The 24,309-nt window shown below is 58.3% G+C and carries 24 protein-coding genes and 1 tRNA gene; 12 read left to right on the forward strand and 13 right to left on the reverse strand.

What is annotated here, in order from left to right; genetic code table 11:
• Positions 1-12: 12 nt before the first annotated feature.
• Positions 13-1,254, forward strand: coding sequence for a bifunctional glucose-1-phosphatase/inositol phosphatase (gene agp / locus ACMGGQ_RS06060; RefSeq protein WP_045908315.1), 1,242 nt, complete (start codon positions 13-15; stop codon positions 1,252-1,254).
• Between the two features lie 33 nt (positions 1,255-1,287).
• On the opposite strand, the gene ACMGGQ_RS06065 is transcribed toward agp, so the two are convergent.
• Positions 1,288-1,515 (reverse strand): YccJ family protein, encoded by a 228-nt coding sequence (locus ACMGGQ_RS06065; RefSeq protein ID WP_008499832.1) that lies wholly within the window; start codon positions 1,513-1,515, stop codon positions 1,288-1,290.
• 20 nt (positions 1,516-1,535) lie between these two features.
• The gene (gene wrbA, locus ACMGGQ_RS06070; protein WP_006809323.1) at positions 1,536-2,132 is read right to left on the reverse strand and encodes an NAD(P)H:quinone oxidoreductase; all 597 of its coding nucleotides are present in this window, start codon (positions 2,130-2,132) and stop codon (positions 1,536-1,538) included.
• Between the two features lie 391 nt (positions 2,133-2,523).
• On the opposite strand from wrbA, the gene ACMGGQ_RS06075 reads away from it, so the two are divergent.
• The 4 genes from ACMGGQ_RS06075 to ACMGGQ_RS06090 all read left to right on the forward strand — a co-directional run bounded on the left by ACMGGQ_RS06075 (position 2,524) and on the right by ACMGGQ_RS06090 (position 4,587).
• Positions 2,524-2,706 carry a general stress protein gene (locus ACMGGQ_RS06075; RefSeq protein ID WP_420289722.1) on the forward strand — a complete coding sequence of 61 codons (183 nt, stop codon included), beginning with the start codon at positions 2,524-2,526 and terminating at the stop codon, positions 2,704-2,706.
• A gap of 104 nt (positions 2,707-2,810) precedes the next feature.
• Positions 2,811-3,728, forward strand: coding sequence for a DMT family transporter (locus tag ACMGGQ_RS06080; protein ID WP_069719465.1), 918 nt, complete (start codon positions 2,811-2,813; stop codon positions 3,726-3,728).
• Positions 3,729-3,789: 61 nt separating this feature from the next.
• Positions 3,790-4,059, forward strand: coding sequence for a DUF1778 domain-containing protein (locus ACMGGQ_RS06085; protein WP_008499829.1), 270 nt, complete (start codon positions 3,790-3,792; stop codon positions 4,057-4,059).
• Between the two features lie 6 nt (positions 4,060-4,065).
• Entirely contained in the window at positions 4,066-4,587 is a 522-nt protein-coding gene (locus ACMGGQ_RS06090) for a GNAT family N-acetyltransferase (RefSeq protein ID WP_045908313.1), read from the forward strand.
• Between the two features lie 73 nt (positions 4,588-4,660).
• Here ACMGGQ_RS06090 and rutG read toward each other — a convergent pair whose 3' ends face one another.
• The 7 genes from rutG to rutA are packed head-to-tail and all read right to left on the reverse strand — an operon-like array spanning position 4,661 to position 10,095.
• Positions 4,661-5,983: a pyrimidine utilization transport protein G gene (rutG, locus tag ACMGGQ_RS06095; protein WP_420289723.1), complete on the reverse strand. Its 1,323-nt coding sequence runs from the start codon at positions 5,981-5,983 to the stop codon at positions 4,661-4,663.
• A 21-nt stretch (positions 5,984-6,004) separates the two neighbouring features.
• Positions 6,005-6,499: an NADH-dependent FMN reductase RutF gene (gene rutF / locus ACMGGQ_RS06100; protein ID WP_023327078.1), complete on the reverse strand. Its 495-nt coding sequence runs from the start codon at positions 6,497-6,499 to the stop codon at positions 6,005-6,007.
• Positions 6,500-6,508: 9 nt separating this feature from the next.
• Positions 6,509-7,099: a malonic semialdehyde reductase gene (locus ACMGGQ_RS06105; RefSeq protein WP_420289724.1), complete on the reverse strand. Its 591-nt coding sequence runs from the start codon at positions 7,097-7,099 to the stop codon at positions 6,509-6,511.
• A 9-nt stretch (positions 7,100-7,108) separates the two neighbouring features.
• A complete protein-coding gene (gene rutD, locus ACMGGQ_RS06110) occupies positions 7,109-7,909 on the reverse strand; it encodes a pyrimidine utilization protein D (RefSeq protein ID WP_420289725.1) in 801 nt (266 codons plus the stop codon).
• A gap of 7 nt (positions 7,910-7,916) precedes the next feature.
• Positions 7,917-8,303, reverse strand: a complete 387-nt coding sequence (rutC, locus tag ACMGGQ_RS06115; RefSeq protein WP_008499822.1) for a pyrimidine utilization protein C — start codon at positions 8,301-8,303, stop codon at positions 7,917-7,919.
• Between the two features lie 11 nt (positions 8,304-8,314).
• Complete coding sequence (rutB, locus tag ACMGGQ_RS06120; protein ID WP_045908308.1) at positions 8,315-9,004, reverse strand: pyrimidine utilization protein B; 690 nt, start codon at positions 9,002-9,004, stop codon at positions 8,315-8,317.
• The gene (gene rutA, locus ACMGGQ_RS06125; RefSeq protein ID WP_023617762.1) at positions 9,004-10,095 is read right to left on the reverse strand and encodes a pyrimidine utilization protein A; all 1,092 of its coding nucleotides are present in this window, start codon (positions 10,093-10,095) and stop codon (positions 9,004-9,006) included. Before rutA ends, rutB begins: the two co-directional genes overlap by 1 nt.
• 245 nt (positions 10,096-10,340) lie before the next feature.
• On the opposite strand from rutA, the gene rutR reads away from it, so the two are divergent.
• The gene (gene rutR / locus ACMGGQ_RS06130; protein WP_008499819.1) at positions 10,341-10,979 is read left to right on the forward strand and encodes an HTH-type transcriptional regulator RutR; all 639 of its coding nucleotides are present in this window, start codon (positions 10,341-10,343) and stop codon (positions 10,977-10,979) included.
• Here rutR and ACMGGQ_RS06135 read toward each other — a convergent pair.
• Complete coding sequence (locus ACMGGQ_RS06135; protein WP_021240804.1) at positions 10,976-11,371, reverse strand: lysozyme inhibitor LprI family protein; 396 nt, start codon at positions 11,369-11,371, stop codon at positions 10,976-10,978. The two genes, rutR and ACMGGQ_RS06135, sit on opposite strands and share 4 nt — an antisense overlap.
• 101 nt (positions 11,372-11,472) lie before the next feature.
• Complete coding sequence (putA, locus tag ACMGGQ_RS06140; RefSeq protein WP_420289726.1) at positions 11,473-15,435, reverse strand: trifunctional transcriptional regulator/proline dehydrogenase/L-glutamate gamma-semialdehyde dehydrogenase; 3,963 nt, start codon at positions 15,433-15,435, stop codon at positions 11,473-11,475.
• Positions 15,436-15,858: 423 nt separating this feature from the next.
• Here putA and putP point away from each other — a divergent pair, with 423 nt between their 5' ends.
• Positions 15,859-17,367, forward strand: coding sequence for a sodium/proline symporter PutP (gene putP, locus ACMGGQ_RS06145; RefSeq protein WP_045908304.1), 1,509 nt, complete (start codon positions 15,859-15,861; stop codon positions 17,365-17,367).
• Between the two features lie 115 nt (positions 17,368-17,482).
• Positions 17,483-17,902, forward strand: coding sequence for a DUF3574 domain-containing protein (locus ACMGGQ_RS06150; protein WP_235404215.1), 420 nt, complete (start codon positions 17,483-17,485; stop codon positions 17,900-17,902).
• Between the two features lie 70 nt (positions 17,903-17,972).
• Here the strand turns inward: ACMGGQ_RS06150 and ACMGGQ_RS06155 are convergent, their stop codons facing one another.
• Positions 17,973-19,157: a NupC/NupG family nucleoside CNT transporter gene (locus ACMGGQ_RS06155; protein WP_277718590.1), complete on the reverse strand. Its 1,185-nt coding sequence runs from the start codon at positions 19,155-19,157 to the stop codon at positions 17,973-17,975.
• 251 nt (positions 19,158-19,408) lie between these two features.
• Here ACMGGQ_RS06155 and efeU point away from each other — a divergent pair, with 251 nt between their 5' ends.
• The 4 genes from efeU to phoH all read left to right on the forward strand — a co-directional run bounded on the left by efeU (position 19,409) and on the right by phoH (position 23,988).
• The gene (gene efeU / locus ACMGGQ_RS06160) at positions 19,409-20,242 is read left to right on the forward strand and encodes an iron uptake transporter permease EfeU (protein WP_045908301.1); all 834 of its coding nucleotides are present in this window, start codon (positions 19,409-19,411) and stop codon (positions 20,240-20,242) included.
• Positions 20,243-20,282: 40 nt separating this feature from the next.
• Positions 20,283-21,410 carry an iron uptake system protein EfeO gene (efeO, locus tag ACMGGQ_RS06165; RefSeq protein ID WP_045908300.1) on the forward strand — a complete coding sequence of 376 codons (1,128 nt, stop codon included), beginning with the start codon at positions 20,283-20,285 and terminating at the stop codon, positions 21,408-21,410.
• 5 nt (positions 21,411-21,415) lie between these two features.
• On the forward strand, positions 21,416-22,699 hold the full coding sequence (gene efeB, locus ACMGGQ_RS06170; RefSeq protein ID WP_047747495.1) for an iron uptake transporter deferrochelatase/peroxidase subunit: 1,284 nt from the start codon (positions 21,416-21,418) through the stop codon (positions 22,697-22,699).
• 500 nt (positions 22,700-23,199) lie between these two features.
• Positions 23,200-23,988 (forward strand): phosphate starvation-inducible protein PhoH, encoded by a 789-nt coding sequence (phoH, locus tag ACMGGQ_RS06175; RefSeq protein WP_024908976.1) that lies wholly within the window; start codon positions 23,200-23,202, stop codon positions 23,986-23,988.
• A gap of 154 nt (positions 23,989-24,142) precedes the next feature.
• Here phoH and ACMGGQ_RS06180 read toward each other — a convergent pair.
• Positions 24,143-24,230 (reverse strand) — tRNA-Ser (locus tag ACMGGQ_RS06180).
• Between the last annotated feature and the right edge of the window lie 79 nt (positions 24,231-24,309).

Below are 24,309 nucleotides of genomic sequence, written 5' to 3' on the forward strand. Positions count from 1 at the left end.
GAGGAATTAGGGATGAGAAAAGCACTACTCGCGCTGGCAGTCGCCGGTTCCATTTCAGCAACGTTTGGCGTGCAGGCGCAAGAGACGCCGGAAGGGTATCAGCTGGAGCAAGTTTTAATCATGAGTCGCCATAACCTGCGCGCGCCGCTGGCTAACAACGGCAGCGTGCTGGAGCAGTCCACGCCGAAGCAGTGGCCGGAGTGGGAGGTGCCGGGCGGCCAGCTCACAACCAAAGGGGGCGTGCTGGAGGTCTATATGGGCCATTACATGCGCGAGTGGCTGGCGCAGCAGGGGATGGTGAAGACGGGAGAATGTCCACCGGCGGAGAGCGTTTACGCCTATGCTAACAGCCTGCAGCGCACCGTCGCCACCGCGCAATTCTTTATCACCGGCGCGTTCCCGGGCTGCGATGTGCCCGTGCACCATCAGGAAAAAATGGGCACCATGGATCCGACATTTAATCCGGTGATCACCGATAATTCGCCGGAATTCCGCGAAAAAGCGCTGAAGGCGATGGAGGCGGAACGGCAGAAAATGCAGCTAGGCGAAAGCTATAAGCTGCTGGAGCAGATGACGAACTACGCCGACTCGCCGTCCTGCAAAGAGAAAAAGGTCTGCTCGCTGGCGGACGCGAAAGATACCTTCAGCGCCGACTATGAAAAAGAGCCTGGCGTATCCGGGCCGCTGAAGGTGGGCAACTCGCTGGTGGATGCGTTCACGCTGCAGTATTACGAAGGCTTCCCGGCCGACCAGGTCGCCTGGGGAGAAATCAAAACCGACCAGCAGTGGCGCGTGCTGTCGAAGCTGAAGAACGGCTATCAGGACTCGCTGTTTACCTCCACCGAAGTGGCGCAAAACGTGGCGAAACCGCTGGTGAAATATATCGATAAAACGCTGGTTACCGACCAGGCGAAAGCGCCGAAAATCACCCTGCTGGTGGGGCATGATTCGAACATTGCTTCCCTGCTCACCGCCCTCGATTTCAAACCGTATCAGCTGCACGATCAGCAGGAACGTACCCCGATCGGCGGCAAGATTGTCTTCCAGCGCTGGCATGACAAAAATGCCAACCAGGAGCTGATGAAAATTGAGTATGTCTACCAGAGCGCAGAGCAGTTGCGCAATGCCAGCGTGCTGTCGCTGCAGTCTCCGGCACAGCGCGTGACGCTGGAGCTGAAGGGCTGCCCGGTGGATGCGAACGGCTTCTGTCCTGTTGATAAATTCAATGCGGTGATGAATAACGCGGCGAAGTAAGAGAGACCCCCCCGCTGCGGCGGGGGGAAACGCTTAGACGTTTTTACGTTCGATGGTTTGCTCACCCCAGAAGAGCGAGTCTTTGTCCGTTTTTTCGAAGGCGCGCACCAGCACCTCATCGTTACCTTCCTCCCAAATCTGCTCGGCCAGCTTTTCATCGTATTTCGCGACTTCAAAGATAGCTTCGGCAATCTCCGGAGAGGTGTTGCGTAAACTTGCCCATTCGCCCACGTGGTGAGCTTTGGATTCTTGAGTTGGCATGCTTGTCCTCCTGTTGGGTGTTAGCCGTTCAGTTTTTTGGCCAGACCCGCGACGTATTCACCCTGATAGCGGGCGATAGACAGTTCTTCATTGCTTGGCTGACGTGAGCCATCCCCACCGGCAATGGTGGTTGCGCCGTACGGCGTACCGCCGCGCACCTGGGAAACGTCAAACAGCTCCTGCGCGCCGTAGCCAATCGGCACAATCACCATCCCGTGATGAGCAAGGGTAGTCCAGGTTGAGGTAATCGTCTGCTCCTGACCGCCGCCGGTCCCGGTAGAGCTGAATACGCTGGCGAGTTTGCCGTAGAGCGCCCCGGATGCCCAAAGTCCGCCGGTTTGATCGAGGAAGGTACGCATCTGGCCTGACATATTGCCGAAGCGGGTCGGGGTGCCGAAGATAATGGCATCATAATCCGCCAGCTCCTGCGGGGTGGCGACCGGGGCGTTTTGCGTTTTTCCCCCGGCTTTCGCGAAGGCTTCCGCCTGCATGGTTTCCGGTACGCGTTTCACCACAACCTCTACGCCATCAACCCTGTTTGCACCTTCTGCTACCGCGTGAGCCATGGTTTCAATGTGTCCATACATGGAATAATAGAGCACCAGAACTTTTGCCATTTTGCTTCACTCCTCGTTGGTTTCTCTGACAGCGGATCGCTGCGCTCTTTTAAAGATATGTCATCACAGCCAGACTGCAAAAATGAACGCCATTTATTTGATTTATAACAACATGAGGAGAAAAATGGCTTTGTAGCAAAATGATACAACTTTCCCGGTGCGGATTTTTAAAATGATAAGAAAGGCTTATGGATTGCCGCCGCGTCATCTCACCCGAAAGACTGAGATCATGTTGCAGGATATTACCTTCGGCTTGCCGGATAACCTCATTCCACTAAGCTTAGTTTCACGCGGCACAGATAAAGGCGTTGTCCTTGAGCCGCGAGGTGAAAGAATCCTCTTTTACTGAATGCAATATGATGTCTAATGTTTCACATTCTGGAGGTTAGAGATGGCAAACCATCGTGGTGGTTCAGGTAATTTCGCAGAAGACCGTGAAAGAGCATCAGAAGCAGGCCGTAAAGGTGGCCAGCATAGCGGGGGTAACTTCAAGAATGACCCGCAACGCGCATCTGAAGCTGGCAAGAAAGGGGGAAAAACAGCCACGGCAGCAGTAAGTAACACGCCGGGTTGAACCCCTGCCGCCGGGATATCCCGGCGGTTTTTTTATTTCTGCAACATTGAACTGTAACCAAAGGCAACGCACACTACAGAATTGTTCTCACTTGCTGGTGCCGCATGTCTGTCTCACGCTTTAAATTCTCCGTTAAACCGCAGGAAGCCATCCTCATTCTCATCACCATGTTCTGGGGCGGGACGTTTCTGGCCGTTCAGTACGCGGTGACCCTTAGCGATCCGTTCTTTTTTGTTGGTCTGCGCTTTGCAACGGCGGCGATAGCCGTGGGGCTGATATCCCTTAACACGCTGCGGGGTCTGACGCTCAAAGAGCTTAAGGCGGGCGTGGCGATTGGGGTGGCGATCGCGATGGGCTACAGCCTGCAGACGTGGGGATTGCAGACCATCTCCAGCAGCAAATCCGCATTTATCACCGCCATGTATGTGCCCCTGGTGCCGCTGCTGCAGTGGCTGTGCCTGGGGCGGCTGCCGGGGCTGATGTCCTGTATTGGCATCGTGCTGGCGTTTATCGGTCTGATTTTGCTGGCCGGGCCGGAAAACAATCTTCTGGCGCTGGGACAGGGTGAAATCATCACCCTGATTGGGGCGATTGCCATTGCGGCGGAGATTATCCTGATCAGCGCCTGGGCGGGCAAGGTGGACGTTAAGCGGGTGACGGTGGTGCAGCTCGCCACGGCATCGCTGGTGGCCTTTGCGACGATGGTGCCGGCAGGGGAGTCCGTGCCGCCGATGTCCACCGGCCTGGTCGTGGTGGCGCTGGGGCTGGGGATTTTCAGCGCCATTATTCAGGTCACCATGAACTGGGCGCAGCGTAGCGTATCGCCGACCCGGGCAACGGTCATTTACACCGGCGAACCGGTCTGGGCGGGCATTTTCGGGCGACTGGCCGGGGAACGTCTGCCGCTGCTGGCCCTGGTGGGCGCGGCGTTTATTGTCGCCGGGGTGCTGGTGAGCGAGTTGAAGCTCAGAAAGCGTCGGAACCCGGTGAGCGACATGACTGCTGAAGAAGGTTTAGATTGAAAAAACAGACGGGTTTATCTACGATATGTACGGATAAATACCGTACACGGTGAAGTAAACCATGCCAGCACTGAAAAAACAGCGTATCGATCTTCGCTTAACGGACGAAGACAAAACAATGATTGAAGAAGCGGCAGCGATGACGAATCAAACGATCACCCAGTTTATGGTGAACAGTGCGTCAGAGCGTGCTGCAGAGGTCATTGAACAGCATCGGCGTCTCGTCTTAAACGAAGCATCATGGAATGCCGTGATGGATGCCATCGACAATCCGCCAGAGCCAAATGAACGCCTGAAGCGAGCGGCAAAACGTCTTCGAAACATGGAGTGAAGCGTCGTGGAAAATCTCACGATCGAAATGTTTTCAGAGGGAAAAGATTATGATTTCAGGGACTTCGATTGTGGTGAACCCTCGCTAAATGTCTTCCTCACAGAACATCTGGTGCGTCAGCACAATGGGCGTATTTTACGAGGCTATCTGCTTAAAGACCGCGATGGTCCGCGAGTCCTGGGCTATTACACGTTATCGGGAAGTTGCTTTGAAAAAGCGATGCTGCCTTCCAGGACTCAGCAGCGTCGGATCCCTTATAGCAATGTACCGAGCGTAACGCTGGGACGTCTGGCGATACATAAAGACCTGCAGGGACAGGAGTGGGGAACGACGCTCGTCACGCATGCCATGCGGGTTGTCTATCTGGCATCGCAGGCGGTGGGCGTACACGGAATATTTGTTGATGCACTCAACGACCAGGCAAAACAATTTTATCTGAAGCAGGGCTTTATTCCGCTGACGGATGAAAACAGCCATTCTCTTTTCTTTCCTACAAAATCTATCGAACGACTGTTTGAGCAGGTGTGATTGCCTGACATAAAGGTGTTCTTAGCGAACATAAAGGTCGGGTAAGGCGTCGCCGTCACCCGACATTGAGATTTCACGACTCCTGACGCACCACCTCGCCCTGCGGCGCAGCGGCCATCCGGCGGCTCAGCAGGGCGTTAAGCAGGATCGCGCCGAAGGTCGCCGTGCCAATCCCGCCGATCGTAAACCCGCCCAGCGTCAGGGCAAAATCGCCCGCGCCCAGCACCAGCGTAACGGCCACCATAATCAGGTTGCCGTTCTGGCTGAGATCGACCCGATGCTGCACCCAGATCCGCGCGCCGGCCACGGCGATCAGCCCAAACACCACGATTGAGGCCCCGCCGATCACCGGTGACGGAATGGTGTGGATCAGCGCGCCGAATTTCGGCGAGAAGCCGAGCAGCATCGCCATCACCGCCGCCGCGACAAAGACCAGCGTCGAATAGACTTTGGTCACCGCCATCACGCCGATATTCTCGGCATAGGTGGTGACGCCGCTGCCGCCGACTGAGCCCGAAAGCATGGTCGCCAGCCCGTCGCCGACGAACGCGCGGCCCATGTAGGGGTCCATACTGCGTCCGGTCATCCCCGCGACCGCCTTCAGGTGACCCAGGTTTTCCGCCACCAGGATAACGGCGACGGGGGCGATGAGCATCATCGCCTGGGTGTTAAAGGTGGGCGAGGTCACCTTCGGCAGGCCGAACCAGGCGGCATGATGCAGCAGGGTAAAATCAACCGGCTTGCCGAGACCAAAAACGTTCGCCAGCAGGGCATACACCAGACAGGCAACAATCAGCCCGACCAGGATCAGCAGCCGCTGGATCATCCCTCGCGTAAACACCGCTACCAGGCCGATGCACAGCACGGTCACGACGGCCATCCAGCTTTCAAACGGCGAGGCGGAGACGCTCCTGACCGCGATCGGCGCAAGGTTAAGGCCAATCGCCATCACCACGGCGCCCGTCACGACCGGAGGCATCATTCGCTCTATCCAGCGCGTGCCGATTTTCATCACTACCAGACCAATCAGGGTATACACCAGACCGCAGGCGATGATGCCGCCGAGGGCCACGCTCAGGTTGGGGTTGATTCCCTGGCCGTTAAATCCGGTGGTGGCGATCACCACGCCGACAAAGGCGGCGCTGGATCCCAGATAGCTGGGCACGCGCCCGCCGGTGACAAAAAAGAACAGCAGGGTGCCGATACCGGACATCAGAATCGAGAGGTTGGGATCCAGTCCCATCAGCATCGGCATCAGCACCGTGGCGCCAAACATGGCGACCGCGTGCTGGACGCCCATCACCATCGTCTGCCCGAGCGGGAGTCGTTCATCCGGCGCGACCACGCCAGCGTCTGTGGAGGTCGATTTCAACTGCCAGTGGGGAAATCCGAACATGGTCTGTCTCCTTAGAGCGCCTTAACAGGCGGGTCGCATCAGCGCGTGGTAGCCGCGGTCAAACCACACCAGGCCCTGCGGCGCGGGGTGGCGAATAATCGAAACGATGTCGCAAAACAGAATGTCATGGGTACCGACGCTCACCACCTGGCTGATGCGGCAGTCAAACGAGGCCAGCGCATCCTCCAGACGCGGGCAGCCGGTGTCGCCCGTCTGCCAGCGGGCGGCGGCAAAGCGTTCTTCCATCGGCGTTTTGCCGCCAAACAGGTTTGAGAGCGGCTCCTGTCCGGCGCTGAGGGTATTGACGCACAGCGTGCGGTTCTCGCTGAACGTCGGCCAGACGGACGCGCCGCGGTTCAGGCACACCAGCAGGGTGGGCGGTGAATCCGTGACGCTGCACACCGCGCTGGCGGTGAAGCCTGCCATCCCCGCCGGACCGTCGGTGGTGATGATATTCACCGCCGCGCCGACGCAGGCCATGGCATCGCGAAAGGTTTGTTTATCCGGTGTCGTCATCATCGCTCCTTACGCCAGCCCGCAGGCATCGTCGAAGGTCAGGCGCGGCAGGCGGCCGTAAAGTTTGCCCGGGTCGCCGTAGCCGATGTTGATCAGCAGATTGCTTTTAAGCGTCGTGCCGGTGAAAAAGGCCTCGTCGATCTTTTGGCGGTCAAAGCCCGACATCGGGCCGGTGTCCAGTCCCAGCGCGCGACAGGCGAAAATCATGTAGGCGGCCTGCAGCGAGCTGTTGCGAAAGGCGGTCTCTTCCGCCAGCGCGGGGCTTGCGGTAAACCAGCTTCTGGCATCGCCGTGCGGGAACAGTTCAGGCAGGCGCTCGTAGAATTCACTGTCCCAGGCCACAATCGCCGTGACCGGGGTGGTGAGTGTTTTCTCCAGGTTGCCGCTGGAGAGCGCCGGGCGCAGCTTCTCTTTTCCCTCCGCGCTTCGCACAAACACAATGCGCGCCGGGGAGCAGTTGGCAGAGGTTGGCCCCCATTTCATCAGGTCGTAGATTTCGCGCAGCGTCTCGTCGCTGACGGCAATATCCTGCCAGCCGTTATGGGTGCGGGCGCCGGTGAACAGCGTTTCCAGCGCGGTGGGATTAATGGCTTCGCTCATTACAGCTCCTTATAAAGCGGGTTCATGACTGTGCAGCAGGCTGGCCAGCCCGTTAAGCAGCAGGGTGTTAAAGGTGTCCGGATCGGTGACGTTGCAGGCATGGCCGCCCTGACGCATCACCGCGCTGTTGCTGTGCGGGATCGCTGCCTGCAGCTCAGACGAGCAGACAGAGGGCACCAGCATGTCGTCGGCGGAACAGATGATCTGTACCGGGCAGCGAATGCGCGCCGCATGGCGGCTGAAGTCAGCCTTTTTCAGGGCGCTGAGCCGGTGCAGCAGGTTGGCTTTGCCCTGGAAATGAGCCAGCGCCAGCGCTTCTTCGGCCTCCAGGCGGGGAGCGCGAGCGGCCATCCAGTCTGCCGGGTAGAGAAACAGCGGCTGCGCCTCAACCCACGCCTGCGGGCCACCGTAATGCAGCAGGCGCTCGCGGATCTGAAAGCAGCGGCGGGTATGCGCGTTGAGGGTCAACCAGCCGTTGACGCACACCAGCGCGGTGAGGGCGTCGGGCCTGTCGAGGGCCAGCTGCAGGCCGACCAGTGCCCCCAGCGCATGGCCGACAACGCTGTAGCGTGCGACCCCGGCCTCAGCCAGCGCCAGGGCCAGTTCGTCCGCCATCTGTGCCAGGCTGTAGCCTTCCGGAAGGGCGTCGGGGTTAGTGCCCGTTCCACGCTGGTCATAGCACACCACCTGATACTCCGGTTCCAGCGCGGCCAGTTGGGGCAACCAGTAGCTGCCGCTGCCGCCGAGACCGGCAATAAGGACCACCACGGGCGCACCCTCATACGGGGGCGGTGAGACGGAGAGTTTCATGGCCGCCTCACTTCGCGATGTGCGCAACGGTGGCGATCTCAACCAGCGCGTCTGGCTTCACCAGCCCGCACTGAATGCAGAACCGGGCCGGTTTATCGCCGGGGAAGAACTCGGCGTAAATCTCATTAATCGCGGCGTAGTTTTTCCAGTCGGTGATAAAGATGCTGTTGAAGGTCACATCCTCCATCGTGCCACCCGCCGTTTCGATCACGGTTTTGATCGTCTCCAGCACGTGGCGGGTTTGCGCCTTTGGGTCGTTGATAAACACCACGTTGTTGTCTTTATCAAACGGCAGCGTGCCGGAGACATACACCACGCCGTCGGCAAGCGTGCCGGGGACAAACGGGGCGATGGGCGTGCTGGTGCCCGGCGGGATGATTACGGATTTCGGCATCGTGCGTCTCCTCAGGCGATACGGGCGAGCGGGGGATTCAGGGCGTCGCAGAAATCCGCAACGTTACTGACCCAGCCAAAAAAGGTTTCGATATTGAACAGGGCCGCCTTCTGGGCGAAATCCGGCCCGGCCTGATGGGTCGCGTCTTCCAGCACCACGCCGAAATACTCGAGGAAAAAGCCGTCGCGCAGGGTCGACTCCACGCAGACGTTGGTGGCAATGCCGGTGAAGACAAGGTGGCGAATGCCCCGGCTGCGCAGCAGGCTGTCGAGTGGCGTGTTGAAAAAGCCGCTGTAGCGCGGTTTCGGCAGGACAATATCACCCGCCTGCGGAACCAGCTCATCCACCAGCTGATAATCCCAGCCGCCTTTTGCCAGCAGCTTGCCCTGCAGTTCGGGCCGCTTGCGCATGGTTTTCAGGGCGTTCGACTTGTGGAAGTTCGGTGAACCGGGGCCACCGGCCTCAACGTACTGGTCATCCCAGCCGTTCTGGAACCATATGATAAGCATGCCCGCGGCGCGCGCGGCGGCGACGGCGGTTTTGATATTCGCTATCACAGGCTGCGTAGCGGAGACGTCGAAGCCCGCCAGATCAAGATAACCACCGGGGCTGGCGTAGGCGTTTTGCATGTCCACCACGATCAGCGCGCTCTGCTGTGGCGTGAAGGTAATGGCTTCCGGGCGTGCGTTAAGGGTTGTCATTACGCCACCTCCTTCGTGACGGCAGGGATGTGGGCGCGGCACTGCATCAGCGGCTGGATGCGCTCGCCGAAGGTCTCCACGCCGGTGAGGAAGTCATCGAAGGTCAGCAAGACGCCTTCCGCACCGGGAACGGCCGCCACTTCATCGAGCATTCTGGCAACGCTGGCGTACGAGCCGACCAGCGTGCCCATGTTGATATTGACGGCGGAGGTCGGGTCGGCCATCTGACGAACGTTGGTATCCGCCCCGGAGCGGGTGTCCTTCTGGCTCTGCTCGGTGAGCCAGCTCAGGGCTTCCTCGTCGGCGCCGTCCTTATAGCGCTCCCATTTTGCGCGCGCGGCGTCGTCGGTTTCGTCGGCAATCACCATAAACAGCACGTAGGAGCCCACGTCGCGCCCGGTTTTGTCGGCGGCTTCTTTCATGCGCGCGGCGGTCGGGGCGAAGGCGGCAGGCGTGTTAACGCCTTTACCGAAGCAGAAGTTAAAGTCGGCGTATTTCGCCGAGAACTCCATTCCCGCGTCGCTCTGCCCGGCGCAAATCACCTTCATCGGCACCGACGGCTGCGGGCTGACGCGGCAGTCGTTCATGGTGAAGAAGTCACCCTTGAAATCGCTTTTGCCGGTACCCCACAGATCGCGCAGGACCTGCACGTACTCGGTCAGGTAGTCGTAGCGACGCGAGAAGTAATCGTCACCCGGCCAGAGCCCCATCTGCTCGTACTCGGGTTTTTGCCAGCCGGTCACCAGGTTGACGCCAAAGCGTCCGCCGGAGATGGAGTCGATGGTGGAGGCCATGCGCGCCACGATCGCCGGGGGCAGGGTGAGGGTGGCAGCGGTGGCGTAGATCTGGATCCGCGAGGTGACCGCGGCCAGCCCGGCCATCAGGGTGAAGGACTCCAGGTTGTGATCCCAGAATTCGGTTTTGCCGCCGAAGCCGCGCAGCTTGATCATCGAAAGCGCAAAGTCGAAATGGTAGTGCTCCGCTTTCTGCACGATGGCTTTATTGAGCTCAAAGGTCGGCATGTATTGCGGTGCAGTGGTCGAGATAAGCCAGCCGTTGTTGCCGATGGGTACAAATACGCCAATTTTCATCACGAACCTCTCTTCATTACGTCGCAGGTGTAACGGTGTTTTTGCAAAGGCGGTGCCAGTTTTAAAAATGGCAGTGTTATTAATGTGTTAATCAGAGGTTGGAGGTTTGATGCGATTAAATGTGGACTAACTGGTCAAAAACATTGCACAGAAAACAGGCATTCATGCGCGATCGGAGTGCAGGATGTCGTGGCGAGACGGGGGTTTTGCTATGCTGAGGGCAACGCAGAATAAGGAGAGCGGGAATGACACAAGGCGCAGTGAAAACACCAGGTAAACGTTCGCAGGCGGTGAGCGCCAAGAAGCAGGCGATCCTCAGCGCGGCGCTGGAGACCTTTTCGCAGTTTGGCATTCACGGCACGCGTCTGGAGCAGGTGGCGGAGCAGTCCGGGGTATCCAAAACCAATCTGCTCTACTATTACCCGTCGAAAGAGGCGCTGTATGTTGCGGTGATGCAGCAGATCCTCGATATCTGGCTGGCCCCGCTGAAAGCGTTCCGCGAAGAGTTGGCCCCGCTGGTGGCGATCAAAGAGTACATACGCCTGAAGCTGGAGGTGTCGCGCGATTACCCGCAGGCATCACGGCTGTTCTGCCTTGAGATGCTGCAGGGGGCGCCGCTGTTGCAGGCGGAGCTGACCGGAGATTTGAAACAGCTGGTGGACGATAAGTCGGCCATTATCGCCGGATGGGTGGCCAGCGGAAAACTGGCCCCGGTCGATCCGCATCATCTGATCTTTATGATTTGGGCCTCCACGCAGCATTACGCTGACTTTGCGGCCCAGGTCGAGGCGGTGACCGGAAAAACGCTCCAGGACGAAGCGTTTTTCCACAGCACCCTGGAAAACGTGCAACGGATGATTATCGAAGGGATCCGCTTGCGCTAGTTCCCCGGTGGGAGAGGGCAACTTAAGTCGCCCTCTTCACACTGCATCAGCGAGGCCAGAAACGCTTCGCGCTCCACGGTTTTCTCCGCCAGGCACTGATTCACGATCATCGGCTGAACGCTGCCGCCTTCCGTCCCCGAACCGATAAACGCACAGTCCGCGTCGCGCAGGGCAATCCAGGCCTGCTGCGCCTTTTTCAGCAGCTCGCGCTGGGGAGCTTCCGCGCGCTTGACGGCGGCCTGATAGGTCTGGTTGAGTTTTTTATCGGCAGCCTGGTACTGCTGCGCGCTACAGGTATTCAGTTCAAGCTGAGTGGTCGCTTTGTCGCACTCGTCGGCCAGCGCGCTGGCGCTCAGCAGCAGTGCTGCGCCTGCGAGAAATACTCTTTTCATCTTTCCCTCAGTATAAAAAAGCCGGATGCGCTGCGCTTATCCGGCCTACGGTTGTTTTGTCGACCCGGTAAGCATAGCGCCACCGGGGAGAGTTTACACGATTAACCGATGGTCATCAGGCTGGCGTTACCGCCCGCTGCCGCGGTGTTGACGCTGAGCGAGCGCTCCACGTACAGACGCTCCAGCAGCAGGTTGGTTTCCCCGCGCGCGAAGCCCTGCACCGAAACAATTGCCCCGCTGCGGGCCGCAACCTGCTCGCATAGCTCGCGCAGCTGATCGGAATCACCGTGATAAATCACGGCATCGAACGCCTGCGTCAGCAGCACATCGGCTTTCGCGAAGTGGATACGGGCCAAGACCGCTTTCGGCAGCTGTTTGGCCAGGTCGCGATGCAGCGCATCGTCCGACCACAGCACTTCACACCCGGTGGCCATCGCGGCGGCCAGCTGTACCAGCGCGTCCTGCTCGTTATCCGCCACGCACAGTACGCGCTCGCGCGGCATCAGCGTCCAGGTATTGCGCTCGCCGGTCGGCCCAGGCAGCAGACGCTGCGTACCGGCCTGTGCCAGCTCGCCATACTGCTGCGCCACGGCACGCAGTTCAGGACGTTTTTCCGCCCAGGCGATCAGCGCTTCCAGCGGCTGGGTCAGCACGGTTTTCAGCTGCGCATCCACCGGGTACTCCGCATCCTGACGCGCCAGGGTGACGCCCAGCGCGTTCTCCGGACGGTTCGCCAGCAGACGGTACAGGTAGAGCGGACCGCCCGCTTTCGGGCCGGTGCCGGAGAGGCCTTCACCGCCGAACGGCTGCACGCCCACGACCGCGCCAACCATGTTGCGGTTAACGTACAGGTTGCCCACTTTGGCGCTGCCGGTTACCTGCGCGATGGTCTCGTCGATACGGGTATGTACGCCGAGCGTCAGGCCATAGCCGGAGGCGTTGATCTGCTCAACCAGCTCGTTGAGGTTGTTACGGTTGTAGCGCACCACGTGCAGCACCGGACCGAAGACCTCTTTTTTCAGCTCGTCGAAGCTTGCCAGCTCGATAAGCGTAGGCGGCACAAAGGTGCCGGAACGCCACTCGCGGGCGTCTTCGCTGTTGTCTCGCACCGCCTGGAACACCGGACGGCCTTTCGCGCGCATGGCCTGAATGTGGTTTTCAATATTGGCTTTGGCTTCCGCGTCGATCACCGGCCCGATGTCGGTGGTGAGACGGCCCGGGTTGCCCATGCGACATTCGGCCATCGCGCCGCGCAGCATCTTCAGCGTGTGGTCCGCCACGTCATCCTGCAGGCACAGCACGCGCAGGGCGGAGCAGCGCTGACCGGCGCTGTCGAAGGCGGAGGCCAGCACGTCAACCACCACCTGCTCGGTAAGGGCAGAGGAGTCAACGATCATGGCGTTCATGCCGCCGGTTTCCGCGATAAGCGGAGTAGGACGACCCTGCGCATCCAGACGGGTGGCAATATTGCGCTGCAGCAGCGAGGCCACTTCGGTCGAACCGGTAAACATCACGCCGCGCACGCGGTTATCGGAGGTCAGTTTGGCGCCCACGGTTTCACCGCGGCCCGGCAGCAGCTGGACCACGCCTGCCGGTACGCCTGCTTCCAGAAGAATGTTGATGCCCTGCGCGGCAATCAGCGGGGTCTGCTCTGCCGGTTTTGCCAGCACGCTGTTGCCAGCGGCCAGGGCGGCGGCAATCTGGCCGGTGAAGATCGCCAGCGGGAAGTTCCACGGGCTGATACAGACGACCGGGCCGAGCGGACGGTGGGTTTCGTTATCGAAATCATCGCGCACCTGACCGGCGTAGTAGTGCAGGAAGTCGACCGCCTCGCGCACTTCGGCGATGGCGTTGCTGAAGGTTTTACCCGCTTCGCGCACCAGAATGCCGATGAGCGACTGCATCTGGTCTTCCATCAGCACCGCCGCGCGCTCCAGGATGGCGGCACGTTCCTGCGGCGGGGTGGCGAACCAGATAGGGGCGTTATTCACCGCGCTGTCCAGCGCCTGATCCACTTCCGCATCGGTGGCTTCACGCACGTAGCCGACGATGTCTTTTGGCTCAGCCGGGTTGATGACCGGCTGCATGTCGCCGTCAGCAACGGGCTGCTCCAGCATCGGTTTCGCCTGCCACTTCTGCAGCGCGCTGTTGAGCAGGGCAGAGGAGAGGGACGCCAGACGGTGTTCGTTGGCGAGATCCAGCCCCGCCGAGTTGACGCGACCCTTGCCGTACAGCTCGCGCGGCAGGGCAATCTTCGGATGCGGCAGGCCAATCTGGCCTTCCTGGGCCGCCATCTTCTCAACGGCCTCCACCGGATCGGCGACCAGCTCGTCGAGCGGCAGCGTGGTGTCGGCGATGCGGTTAACGAAGGAGGTATTCGCGCCGTTTTCCAGCAGGCGACGCACCAGGTAGGCCAGCAGGGTTTCGTGGGTACCTACCGGGGCATAAATTCGGCACGGACGGTTCAGCTTGCCGTCGGCCACTTTACCGGTCACCTGCTCGTACAGCGGTTCGCCCATGCCGTGCAGGCACTGGAATTCGTACTGGCCCGGATAGTAGTTCTGCCCGGCCAGGCTGTAAATTGCCGCCAGGGTATGGGCGTTGTGGGTGGCGAACTGCGGATAAATCAGGTTCGGCACGCCAAGCAGCTTTTTCGCGCAGGCGAGGTAAGAGACGTCGGTATAGACCTTGCGGGTATAGACCGGATAGCCTTCCAGCCCTTCCATCTGGGCGCGTTTGATTTCGCTGTCCCAGTAGGCCCCTTTCACCAGGCGGATCATCAGACGACGGCGGCTACGGCTGGCCAGGTCAATCAGGTAATCAATGACGAACGGGCAGCGCTTCTGGTAGGCCTGGATAACGAAACCAATCCCGTTCCAGCCCGCCAGCTCCGGCTCGAAGCACAGTTTTTCCAGCAGATCGAGGGAGATCTCCAGACGGTCGGCCTCTTCGGCGTCGATGTTGATGCCGATGTCATACTGGCGCGCCAGCAGGGTCAGGGACTTCAGGCGCGGGTAGAGCTCTTCCATCACCCGGTCGTACTGCGCGCGGCTGTAACGCGGGTGCAGGGCGGAGAGCTTAATCGAGATGCCCGGGCCTTCATAAATACCGCGACCGTTGGACGCTTTACCGATGGCGTGGATCGCCTGCTGGTAAGAAACCATGTAGGCCTGCGCGTCGGCGGCGGTCAGCGCCGCTTCGCCGAGCATGTCGTACGAATAGCGGAAACCTTTATCTTCCAGCTTGCGGGCGTTCGCCAGCGCTTCGGCAATGGTTTCTCCGGTCACAAACTGTTCGCCCATCAGACGCATCGCCATATCCACACCTTTGCGGATCAGCGGCTCGCCGCTCTTACCGATAATGCGGTTCAGAGAGCGTGACAGGTTGGCTTCGTTATGGGTCGAGACCAGCTTGCCGGTAAACAGCAGACCCCAGGTCGCGGCGTTGACGAACAGCGACGGGCTGCGGCCAATGTGCGAATGCCAGTTACCGTTGCTGATCTTGTCGCGGATCAGCGCGTCGCGGGTGGCTTTATCCGGAATACGCAGCAGCGCTTCCGCCAGGCACATCAGCGCCACGCCCTCCTGTGAGGAGAGGGAAAACTCCTGCAACAGACCCTGAACCATCCCGGCGCGGCCGGTGGCGGTTTTCTGGTTACGCAGTTTGTCAGCCAGCTGGTACGCCAGGCTGTGCGCCTGTGCGGCAATAGCTTCCGGCAGACGGGCCTGCTCCAGCAGCATCGGTACGGCGTCGGTTTCGGCGCGACGGTACGCGCCGGTAATGGCGGCGCGGCTGACGGACTGCGGCAGGATCTGCTCGGCGAATTCCAGGAACGGCTGATGGCTCTCGTCGCCAGCGGTCGGCGCTTCTTCACTTTCATTGGCGGCACCGGCGAGCAGGGCAGGCAGCTCCGGCAGGCCCTCGTCGCTCTCGAGTCTTTCGAGATAGTTAAAAATCGCCTGCTTAATTAACCAGTGCGGCGTGCGGTCAATGCGGGTTGCTGCGGTCTTAATCCGTTCGCGGGTTGCGTCATCCAGCTTAACCCCCATGGTGGTCATACCCATGCCAAAGCTCCTGTTGTGCTTTCATCGTGTTTGGTCGTTAGCGTGAAATATCCACCATGTTGCAACTTTGTGCAACCGTGTTAAATGTGACCTGGTTTGCAACCCGGGAAATGAATGAATTGTTAACGGATGGTTAGCTGGAAAAACGTGCTGCCTTTGTCCCGGGAAGCCTGTTTTTATGCGGGAGTTAACACTTTTAAAAGGTGCAACCCGTAAAAGCGTGAGCGAGTGCAACCTATAGGAAACTCGTATCAAACCGGGGATGAAATTGATGTAAATGCAGTGTTAAATCGTTTGTCAGCGGAGGGCGCATACGGCAGGATAGCGCGCCTCACCGAAACACAAGATACCGTCACCTCGTTCCGGTGATCATATAACAAGGCAACCCGGACGGTTGTCGCTCGACACTTTTGGAGAATTTGAATGGCAATTAGCACACCGATGCTGGTGACATTTCTCGTTTATATTTTTGGCATGATCCTGATAGGGTTTTTGGCGTGGCGTTCAACGAAAAACTTTGACGACTACATCCTGGGCGGACGCAGTTTAGGCCCGATGGTGACCGCACTCTCTGCAGGCGCATCGGACATGAGCGGCTGGCTGCTGATGGGTCTGCCCGGTGCGATTTTCATCTCTGGTATTTCGGAAAGCTGGATTGCCATCGGTCTGACCGTGGGCGCATGGATCAACTGGAAGCTGGTGGCAGGCCGTCTGCGCGTGCACACTGAGGCCAACAATAACGCCCTGACGCTGCCGGACTACTTCACCGGACGCTTTGAGGATAACAGCCGCGTGCTGCGTATTATCTCGGCGGTGGTGATCCTGGTGTTCTTCACCATCTACTGTGCCTCCGGCATCGTGGCCGGTGCGCGTCTGTTCGAAAGCACCTTCGGCATGAGCTACGAAACCGCCCTGTGGGCCGGAGCGGCGGCAACCATCCTCTATACCTTCGTGGGCGGCTTCCTGGCCGTCAGCTGGACCGACACCGTGCAGGCGAGCCTGATGATCTTCGCGCTGATCCTGACCCCGGTGATTGTGATTTTCACCGTTGGCGGCTTTGGCGATTCGCTGGAAGTGATCAAGCAGAAGAGCATCGAAAACGTCGACATGCTGAAAGGGCTCAACTTTGTCGCCATCGTCTCCCTGATGGGCTGGGGTCTGGGCTACTTCGGTCAGCCGCACATTCTGGCGCGCTTTATGGCGGCGGATTCTCACCACACCATCGTCCATGCGCGCCGCATCAGTATGACGTGGATGATTCTGTGTCTGGCGGGCGCGTGTGCGGTCGGCTTCTTCGGGATCGCCTACTTCAGCAATAACCCGGCGCAGGCGGGCGCGGTGAACCAGAACGCCGAACGCGTGTTTATCGAGCTGGCGCAGATTCTGTTTAACCCGTGGATTGCCGGTATTCTGCTCTCCGCGATCCTGGCCGCGGTGATGTCCACCCTGAGCTGTCAGCTGCTGGTCTGCTCCAGTGCCATCACCGAAGACCTCTATAAGGCCTTCCTGCGCAAGGGCGCGAGCCAGAAAGAGCTGGTATGGGTAGGGCGCTTTATGGTGCTGCTGGTGGCGCTGATTGCGATTGCGCTGGCGGCCAACCCGGAAAACCGCGTGCTGGGTCTCGTGAGCTACGCGTGGGCGGGCTTTGGTGCGGCATTTGGTCCGGTAGTCCTGTTCTCCGTCATGTGGTCCCGTATGACCCGTAACGGCGCGCTGGCGGGGATGATTATCGGTGCGGTGACCGTTATCGTCTGGAAACAGTTCGCCTGGCTGGGCCTGTACGAAATCATTCCGGGCTTCATCTTCGGCAGCATCGGTATCGTGGTCTTCAGCCTGTTGGGTAAAGCGCCGTCTGCCTCCATGCAGAAACGCTTTGCGGAAGCCGACGCGCATTACCACTCTGCACCGCCGTCTAAGCTGCAGCCAGAATAATTTTCTCACGCAGTACCGTAGGCCGGGTAAGCGCAAGCGCACCCGGCTTTTTTCTTGCCAAAATCCGTCTTTTCCTGTGATATCCCTGTGCTTATAACAATGAGGATAGCGAAGCATGACAATCAAAACAGGGTTAATGGCGACGGCATTATTGATGCTGGCGGGCTGCAACGCGCCATCGCAACACGCGGCGGTAGAGACCTGCAAAGCGGATAACCAGATGCAGCAAACCACGCTCTATTTCGGCTTAAACCGTCCTGCCGGGGCGCAGATTACCCCCAACGAGTGGCAGCAGTTTGTTGACCAGGACGTGACGCCGCGCTTTCGCGATGGCTTAACGGTATTTGATGCCCGCGGGCAGTGGCTGGGGAACGACGGAAAAGTGGCGCGTGAACCGAGCAAGGCGCTGATGCTGATCCACGGTAAAGATGCGCAGAGTGAGAAGAACATCGAAGCGTTACGCGGGATTTATAAGTCACGCTTCGCGCAGGAGTCGGTGATGCGTGTCGATCAGCCGGTGTGCGTACAGTTTTAATGAAAACGGCGGGAATTCCCGCCGTTGTTGTTTTGCAGGCCGGGATCGCTGCGCGCCACCCGGCATTGCATCAGAGCACCAACCCCGCAAAGCTCGCCGACAGCAAACTCACCAGCGTCGCGCCGTAGACCAGACGCAGCCCGAAACGCGATACCACGTTACCCTGCTGCTCGTTCAGGCCCTTAATCGCCCCGGCCACGATGCCGATGGAAGCGAAGTTCGCGAACGAGACGAGGAAGACGGATAAAATCCCCAGCCCGCGCGGGGACATCTGGTGCGCTATTTTCTGCAGCTCAATCATCGCCACAAATTCATTCGCCACCAGCTTGGTCGCCATAATGCTGCCCGCGTTTAAGGCATCGCTCAGCGGAATACCTACCAGCCATGCCAGGGGATAAAATACATAGCCAAGGATCTGCTGGAAGCTCATGCCAAATACGCTGGAGAAGAGGGCGTTAACGGCACTAATAAGGGCGATAAAGCCAATCAGCATCGCCAGAATAATCATCGCCACCTTAAAACCGGCCAGAATATACTCGCCGAGCATCTCGAAGAAGCTCTGCGATTCATGCAGCTTTTCAAGCTTGATATCCGGCTCCGCTTCCGGGCGCGCCGGGTTGATGACGGAGAGAATAATAAAGGTGCTGAACATGTTCAGAATCAGCGCCGCGACGACAAATTTGGCATCGAGCATGGTCATATACGCCCCGACAATCGACAGGGAGACCGTCGACATGGCCGTGGCCGCCATGGTGAACAGACGACGCGAGGAGAGATCGCCCAGCACGCCTTTGTAGGCAATGAAGTTTTCCGACTGGCCGAGGATCAGCGAGCTCACCGCATTAAAGGATTCCAGCTTGCCCATGCCGTTCAGTTTGGACAGCAGCGTACCGATCACCCGAATAAAAATCGGCAGGATCCGCCAGTGCTGAAGAATACCAATCAGCGCGGAAATAAAAATAATCGGGCAAAGTACGCCGAGGAAAATGAACGCCAGCCCTTTTTCTCCCATACCGCCAAAGACGAAATTAGTCCCTTCGCCAGCAAATTTGAGCAGTGACTCAAAAAATCCCGAGACGTATTTAATCAGGAATAACCCGCTTTCGGCGTGCAGGAAAAAGAACGCCAGGGCAATTTCAATGACAATCAGCTGTAAAACAAAACGAACCCGAATTTTCCGGCGGTCAAAACTCGTAAGCCAGGCCAGCGCAAGAATAATCACCAGCGCCAGCAGGAAATGGACAATTTTAAACATGGTTTATTTTCAGTTAGGTTGTGAGGCGGATATTTAGCCACAGCCCTGAATCAGCGTAAATGGGCATTTTCGTTATAACTTATAAACTTAACGATAACACCTGAAACTATTATCAGGCTCTACGTTTACAACTCGTCATCAAAACAACGCACATTTCGCTTGTGTTTCTTTCTGCCGTAATGATAATCACTATCACAAGAATTTACCTTTCTTTGCATCAGTTGACCGCGATAAACATTTAAGGTGTCGGCATGTTTGTTCCATTTCTCATTATGTTACGTGAAGGGCTCGAAGCCGCCCTTATCGTGAGCCTCATCGCCAGTTATCTGAAGCGAACCCAGCGCGGGCGCTGGATTGGCGTCATGTGGATCGGGGTCTTCCTTGCCGCGGCGCTCTGCCTGGGCTTAGGTGTCCTCATCAACGAAACCACCGGCGAGTTTCCGCAGAAAGAGCAGGAGCTGTTTGAAGGTATCGTCGCCGTGATTGCGGTGGTGATCCTCACCTGGATGGTGTTCTGGATGCGTAAAGTCTCCCGTAACGTGAAGGTGCAGCTGGAGCAGGCGGTGGATAACGCCCTACAGAAGGGGAACAACCACGGCTGGGCGCTCATTATGATGGTCTTTTTCGCCGTGGCGCGCGAAGGGCTGGAGTCTGTTTTCTTCCTGCTGGCGGCGTTTCAGCAGGATGTGGGGATTTGGCCGCCGCTGGGGGCCATGCTGGGCCTCGCCACGGCCGTGGTGCTCGGTTTCCTGCTCTACTGGGGCGGTATTCGTCTGAACCTGGGCGCCTTCTTCAAGTGGACCAGCCTGTTTATTCTGCTGGTAGCCGCGGGTCTGGCGGCAGGGGCGATTCGCGCCTTCCATGAAGCGGGCCTGTGGAACCATTTCCAGGACGTGGCGTTCGACCTCAGCAACGTTCTCTCCACGCACTCTCTGACCGGCACCCTGCTCGAAGGTATCTTCGGCTATCAGGAAACGCCGAGCGTCAGCGAAGTGGCGATGTACTTTATCTATCTGGTTCCGGCGCTGGTGCTGTTCGCAATGCCGCCGCGTACCGGCACGCAGGCGTCGCGCGTTGCGCCGTAATCTTTGATTGAGTAACAACATACTTTTAAAGGGAAGAGTCATGGCAATTCAGTTCCGTCGTAGTGCGTTATGCGCAGGCATTGCCGCGCTGTTCGCTTCTGCATTTTCCGCCTGGGGCGCGGATGTTCCACAGGTTAAGGTCACCGTCAACGACAAGCAGTGTGAGCCGATGACCCTCACGGTGAACAGCGGAAAAACCCAGTTTATTATTCAGAACCACAGCCAGAAGGCGCTGGAGTGGGAGATCCTGAAAGGCGTTCTGGTGGTGGAAGAGCGTGAAAATATCGCCCCTGGCTTCAGCCAGAAGATGACCGCCAACCTGCAGCCGGGCGAGTATGAGATGACCTGCGGTCTGCTGACCAATCCGAAAGGGAAGCTCATCGTCAAAGGTGAAGCGACGGCCGATGCGGCGAAAGGCGCTGCGGTACTGAGCCTGGGCGATGCGATTACCGCGTATAAAGCGTACGTCACGAAAGAGACGGCGGATCTGGCAGCGGCAACCAAAGCCTTTACCGATGCGGTGAAGGCCGGTGATATCGAAAAAGCGAAATCCCTCTACGCGCCAACCCGTCAGCATTACGAGCGCATTGAGCCGATCGCCGAGCTGTTCTCTGACCTTGATGGCAGCATTGACGCCCGTGAAGATGATTTCGAGCAGAAAGCGGCCGATCCGAAATTCACCGGTTTCCACCGTCTGGAGAAAGCCCTGTTTGGCGATAATTCTGCCAAAGGGATGGAGAAGTATGCCGACCAGTTGAACAGCGACGTGCTGGAGCTGCAAAAGCGCATCAGCGAGCTGGCCTTCCCGCCATCAAAAGTGGTGGGCGGTGCGGCCGGGCTGATTGAAGAAGTGGCCGCGAGCAAAATCAGCGGCGAAGAAGATCGCTACAGCCATACCGACCTGTGGGACTTCCAGGCTAACGTCGACGGCGCGCAGAAAATTGTTAACCTGCTGCGTCCTCAGCTGCAGAAAGAGAACGGCGAGCTGCTGGCCAAAGTGGATGCCAACTTCAAAAAAGTCGACACCATCCTGGCGAAGTACCGCACCAAAGACGGGTTTGAGACCTACGACAAGCTGACCGATGCCGACCGTAATGCGCTGAAAGGCCCGATTACCGCCCTGGCGGAAGATCTCTCCCTGCTGCGTGGCGTACTGGGTCTGGACTAAGCACGATGAATAAGCATAACGAGAGCGACGTGGCTGAGCCTTCCCGTCGCCGGTTGTTAAAAGGGGTAGGGGCGCTGGGGGGCGCGCTTGCTCTGGCTGGCGGGTGTCCGGTGGCGCACGCGGCGAAACCGCAAAGCGCGCCCGGCACGCTGTCACCTAATGCCCGCATGGAGACGCAGCCGTTTTATGGCGAGCATCAGGCCGGTATCCTGACGCCGCAGCAGGCGTCGATGATGCTGGTGGCCTTTGATTCGCTGGCCAGTGATAAAGCCGATCTGGAACGTTTGTTCCGCCTGCTGACGACGCGCATCGCGTTTCTTACCGCCGGTGGACCGGCGCCCGATACGCCGAACCCGCGTCTGCCGCCAATGGACTCCGGCATTCTGGGGCCATTCATTGCCCCGGATAACCTGACCATAACCGTTTCGCTGGGAGAATCGCTGTTTGACGCGCGTTACGGGCTGGCAAAACAGAAGCCGAAAGCGCTGCAAAAAATGACGCGCTTCCCGAATGATTCCCTGGATGCCGCCCTTTGTCACGGCGACCTGCTCCTGCAGATCTGCGCCAATACCCAGGACACGGTGATCCACGCCCTGCGCGACATCATCAAGCATACGCCGGATCTGCTGAGCGTGCGCTGGAAGCGGGAAGGGTTTATCTCTGACCACGCCGCCCGCAGCAAGGGTAAAGAGACCCCGGTGAACCTGCTGGGCTTCAAGGACGGCACGGCCAACCCGGACAGCCACGATAGCGCGCTCATGAAGGAGGTGGTGTGGGTCACTGCCGACCAGAATGAACCGGCATGGGCGGTGGGCGGCAGCTATCAGGCGGTGCGGATTATTCAGTTCCACGTGGAGTTCTGGGACCGCACGCCGCTGAAAGAGCAGCAGACGATCTTCGGTCGCGATAAGCAAAGCGGGGCACCGCTCGGCATGAAGAACGAGCATGATGTGCCTGACTACGCCAGCGATCCGAATGGCGATGTAATTGCGCTGGACAGCCATATTCGTCTGGCCAATCCGCGCACCAAAGAGACGCAGTCGAGCCTGATGATGCGTCGGGGATACAGCTATTCGCTCGGCGTCACCAATTCCGGTCAGCTCGATATGGGGCTGCTGTTCGTCTGCTATCAGCACGATCTGGAAAAGGGCTTCCTGACCGTGCAGAAGCGGCTCAACGGCGAAGCGCTGGAAGAGTACATTAAACCCATCGGCGGCGGCTATTTCTTTGCCCTGCCAGGCGTGCGCGACAGCAACGCGTATCTCGCTCAAGGTCTTATTGAAGCCTGATAATTGTCCCTGCGACGATTCGCAGGGACATTATTTTTTCATATGACTATCCTGCTGTTATATTTCTGTAATATTTCTATATGAGACTGATTTCAACTGTAGGGACAGTCTTAAAAGTTGCATTCAGGTAAAATAAATGTTGCATTTATGATAACTCCTGATGTACTTAAGATAAGACAGCGGTAGTTCCCGGCAGTGATGCTGAATCACTATGGAGATCGCGAATGGTTGCGTCCTGTACTGGACAAGGTAAACATAACAACCGCAGCATCCGGCGCGGAGGCTCAGACTCCGGCAGCGATTTCCTCACCACTAAATTTTCCCCCCTCCCTCAAGAATCTGATTCGACCGACGTGCAGAACGGTGCGCGTAGCTGTTCCGTATCGTCATCCGATAGTGCAAGCAATGGCTTACAAGGAAGCCAACCCTCTGATGTTCGTGCGCATAATCGTGCCGACACTGGCGCGTGTGATGAATACCAACAACTCAAGGTGCTATCCATGGGAAGACAAAAAGCAGTGATCAAAGCTCGTCGCGAAGCAAAACGTGTGCTGAGACGGGATTCACGTAGCCATAAACAGCGTGAAGAAGAATCGGTCACCTCGCTTGTGCAGATGAGTGGCGTAGAAGCAATTGGCATGGCCCGTGACAGCCGTGATAATTCTCCAATTGTGGCGCGCAATGAGGCTCAGGCGCACTACCTGAATGCTATCGAGAGTAAACAGCTCATCTTTGCAACCGGTGAAGCCGGATGCGGGAAAACCTGGATCAGTGCAGCCAAAGCGGCGGAAGCGCTGATCCATAAGGACGTGGAGAGAATCATTGTTACCCGTCCGGTACTGCAGGCTGATGAAGATCTCGGCTTCTTGCCCGGTGATATTTCGGAGAAGTTTGCCCCGTACTTCAGGCCCGTCTATGACGTGCTGGTGAAGCGGCTGGGTGCATCCTTTATGCAGTACTGCCTGCGGCCAGAGATTGGCAAGGTGGAAATCGCGCCGTTCGCCTATATGCGCGGACGTACATTTGAAAATGCGGTCGTCATTCTTGACGAGGCTCAGAACGTGACCGCTGCGCAAATGAAGATGTTTTTAACACGCCTCGGGGAGAACGTGACGGTTATCGTTAACGGCGATATTACCCAGTGTGACCTGCCGTCCGGCGTGAAATCCGGACTGAGCGACGCCATGTCACGTTTTGAGGAAGATGAGATGATTGGGGTGGTACGCTTCACCAAAGAGGACTGCGTGCGCTCGGCGCTCTGCCAGCGCACGCTGCAAGCGTATTACTGAGTTTGCTGTTGCGTTCAAGGCCCGGGAAACCGGGCTTTGTTTTTTGTGCGGGCATGTCGTCGGGTGGCGCTGCGCTTACCCGACCTACAATACTGCGTGCTTGCAATATGCGAAAAAAAAAGCCCGCATTTTCATGCGAGCTCTTCTTTAAATATGGCGGTGAGGGGGGGATTCGAACCCCCGATACGTTGCCGTATACACACTTTCCAGGCGTGCTCCTTCAGCCACTCGGACACCTCACCATATTGTTTTGCTGCCTGACCGCTTGGGGGGCAACGGGGCGCTACTATAGGGAGTTGCGCTGACACGGTCAAGCAGATT

Source organism: Enterobacter sp. BNK-13, assembly GCF_048685015.1.
Lineage (GTDB): Bacteria > Pseudomonadota > Gammaproteobacteria > Enterobacterales > Enterobacteriaceae > Enterobacter > Enterobacter quasiroggenkampii.

Coding starts and splice junctions, on each gene's coding strand:
- efeO (WP_045908300.1), top strand. CDS start 20,283: ATGGCAATTCAGTTCCGTCGTAGTGCGTTATGCGCAGGCATTGCCGCG.
- rutG (WP_420289723.1), bottom strand. CDS start 5,983: ATGTTCGGATTTCCCCACTGGCAGTTGAAATCGACCTCCACAGACGCT.
- rutF (WP_023327078.1), bottom strand. CDS start 6,499: ATGACGACACCGGATAAACAAACCTTTCGCGATGCCATGGCCTGCGTC.
- putA (WP_420289726.1), bottom strand. CDS start 15,435: ATGGGTATGACCACCATGGGGGTTAAGCTGGATGACGCAACCCGCGAA.
- ACMGGQ_RS06150 (WP_235404215.1), top strand. CDS start 17,483: ATGACAATCAAAACAGGGTTAATGGCGACGGCATTATTGATGCTGGCG.
- ACMGGQ_RS06080 (WP_069719465.1), top strand. CDS start 2,811: ATGTCTGTCTCACGCTTTAAATTCTCCGTTAAACCGCAGGAAGCCATC.
- ACMGGQ_RS06105 (WP_420289724.1), bottom strand. CDS start 7,099: ATGAGCGAAGCCATTAATCCCACCGCGCTGGAAACGCTGTTCACCGGC.
- ACMGGQ_RS06065 (WP_008499832.1), bottom strand. CDS start 1,515: ATGCCAACTCAAGAATCCAAAGCTCACCACGTGGGCGAATGGGCAAGT.
- rutD (WP_420289725.1), bottom strand. CDS start 7,909: ATGAAACTCTCCGTCTCACCGCCCCCGTATGAGGGTGCGCCCGTGGTG.
- rutA (WP_023617762.1), bottom strand. CDS start 10,095: ATGAAAATTGGCGTATTTGTACCCATCGGCAACAACGGCTGGCTTATC.
- agp (WP_045908315.1), top strand. CDS start 13: ATGAGAAAAGCACTACTCGCGCTGGCAGTCGCCGGTTCCATTTCAGCA.
- efeU (WP_045908301.1), top strand. CDS start 19,409: ATGTTTGTTCCATTTCTCATTATGTTACGTGAAGGGCTCGAAGCCGCC.
- ACMGGQ_RS06135 (WP_021240804.1), bottom strand. CDS start 11,371: ATGAAAAGAGTATTTCTCGCAGGCGCAGCACTGCTGCTGAGCGCCAGC.
- efeB (WP_047747495.1), top strand. CDS start 21,416: ATGAATAAGCATAACGAGAGCGACGTGGCTGAGCCTTCCCGTCGCCGG.
- ACMGGQ_RS06075 (WP_420289722.1), top strand. CDS start 2,524: ATGGCAAACCATCGTGGTGGTTCAGGTAATTTCGCAGAAGACCGTGAA.
- rutB (WP_045908308.1), bottom strand. CDS start 9,004: ATGACAACCCTTAACGCACGCCCGGAAGCCATTACCTTCACGCCACAG.
- wrbA (WP_006809323.1), bottom strand. CDS start 2,132: ATGGCAAAAGTTCTGGTGCTCTATTATTCCATGTATGGACACATTGAA.
- putP (WP_045908304.1), top strand. CDS start 15,859: ATGGCAATTAGCACACCGATGCTGGTGACATTTCTCGTTTATATTTTT.
- ACMGGQ_RS06085 (WP_008499829.1), top strand. CDS start 3,790: ATGCCAGCACTGAAAAAACAGCGTATCGATCTTCGCTTAACGGACGAA.
- rutC (WP_008499822.1), bottom strand. CDS start 8,303: ATGCCGAAATCCGTAATCATCCCGCCGGGCACCAGCACGCCCATCGCC.
- rutR (WP_008499819.1), top strand. CDS start 10,341: ATGACACAAGGCGCAGTGAAAACACCAGGTAAACGTTCGCAGGCGGTG.
- ACMGGQ_RS06155 (WP_277718590.1), bottom strand. CDS start 19,157: ATGTTTAAAATTGTCCATTTCCTGCTGGCGCTGGTGATTATTCTTGCG.
- phoH (WP_024908976.1), top strand. CDS start 23,200: ATGGGAAGACAAAAAGCAGTGATCAAAGCTCGTCGCGAAGCAAAACGT.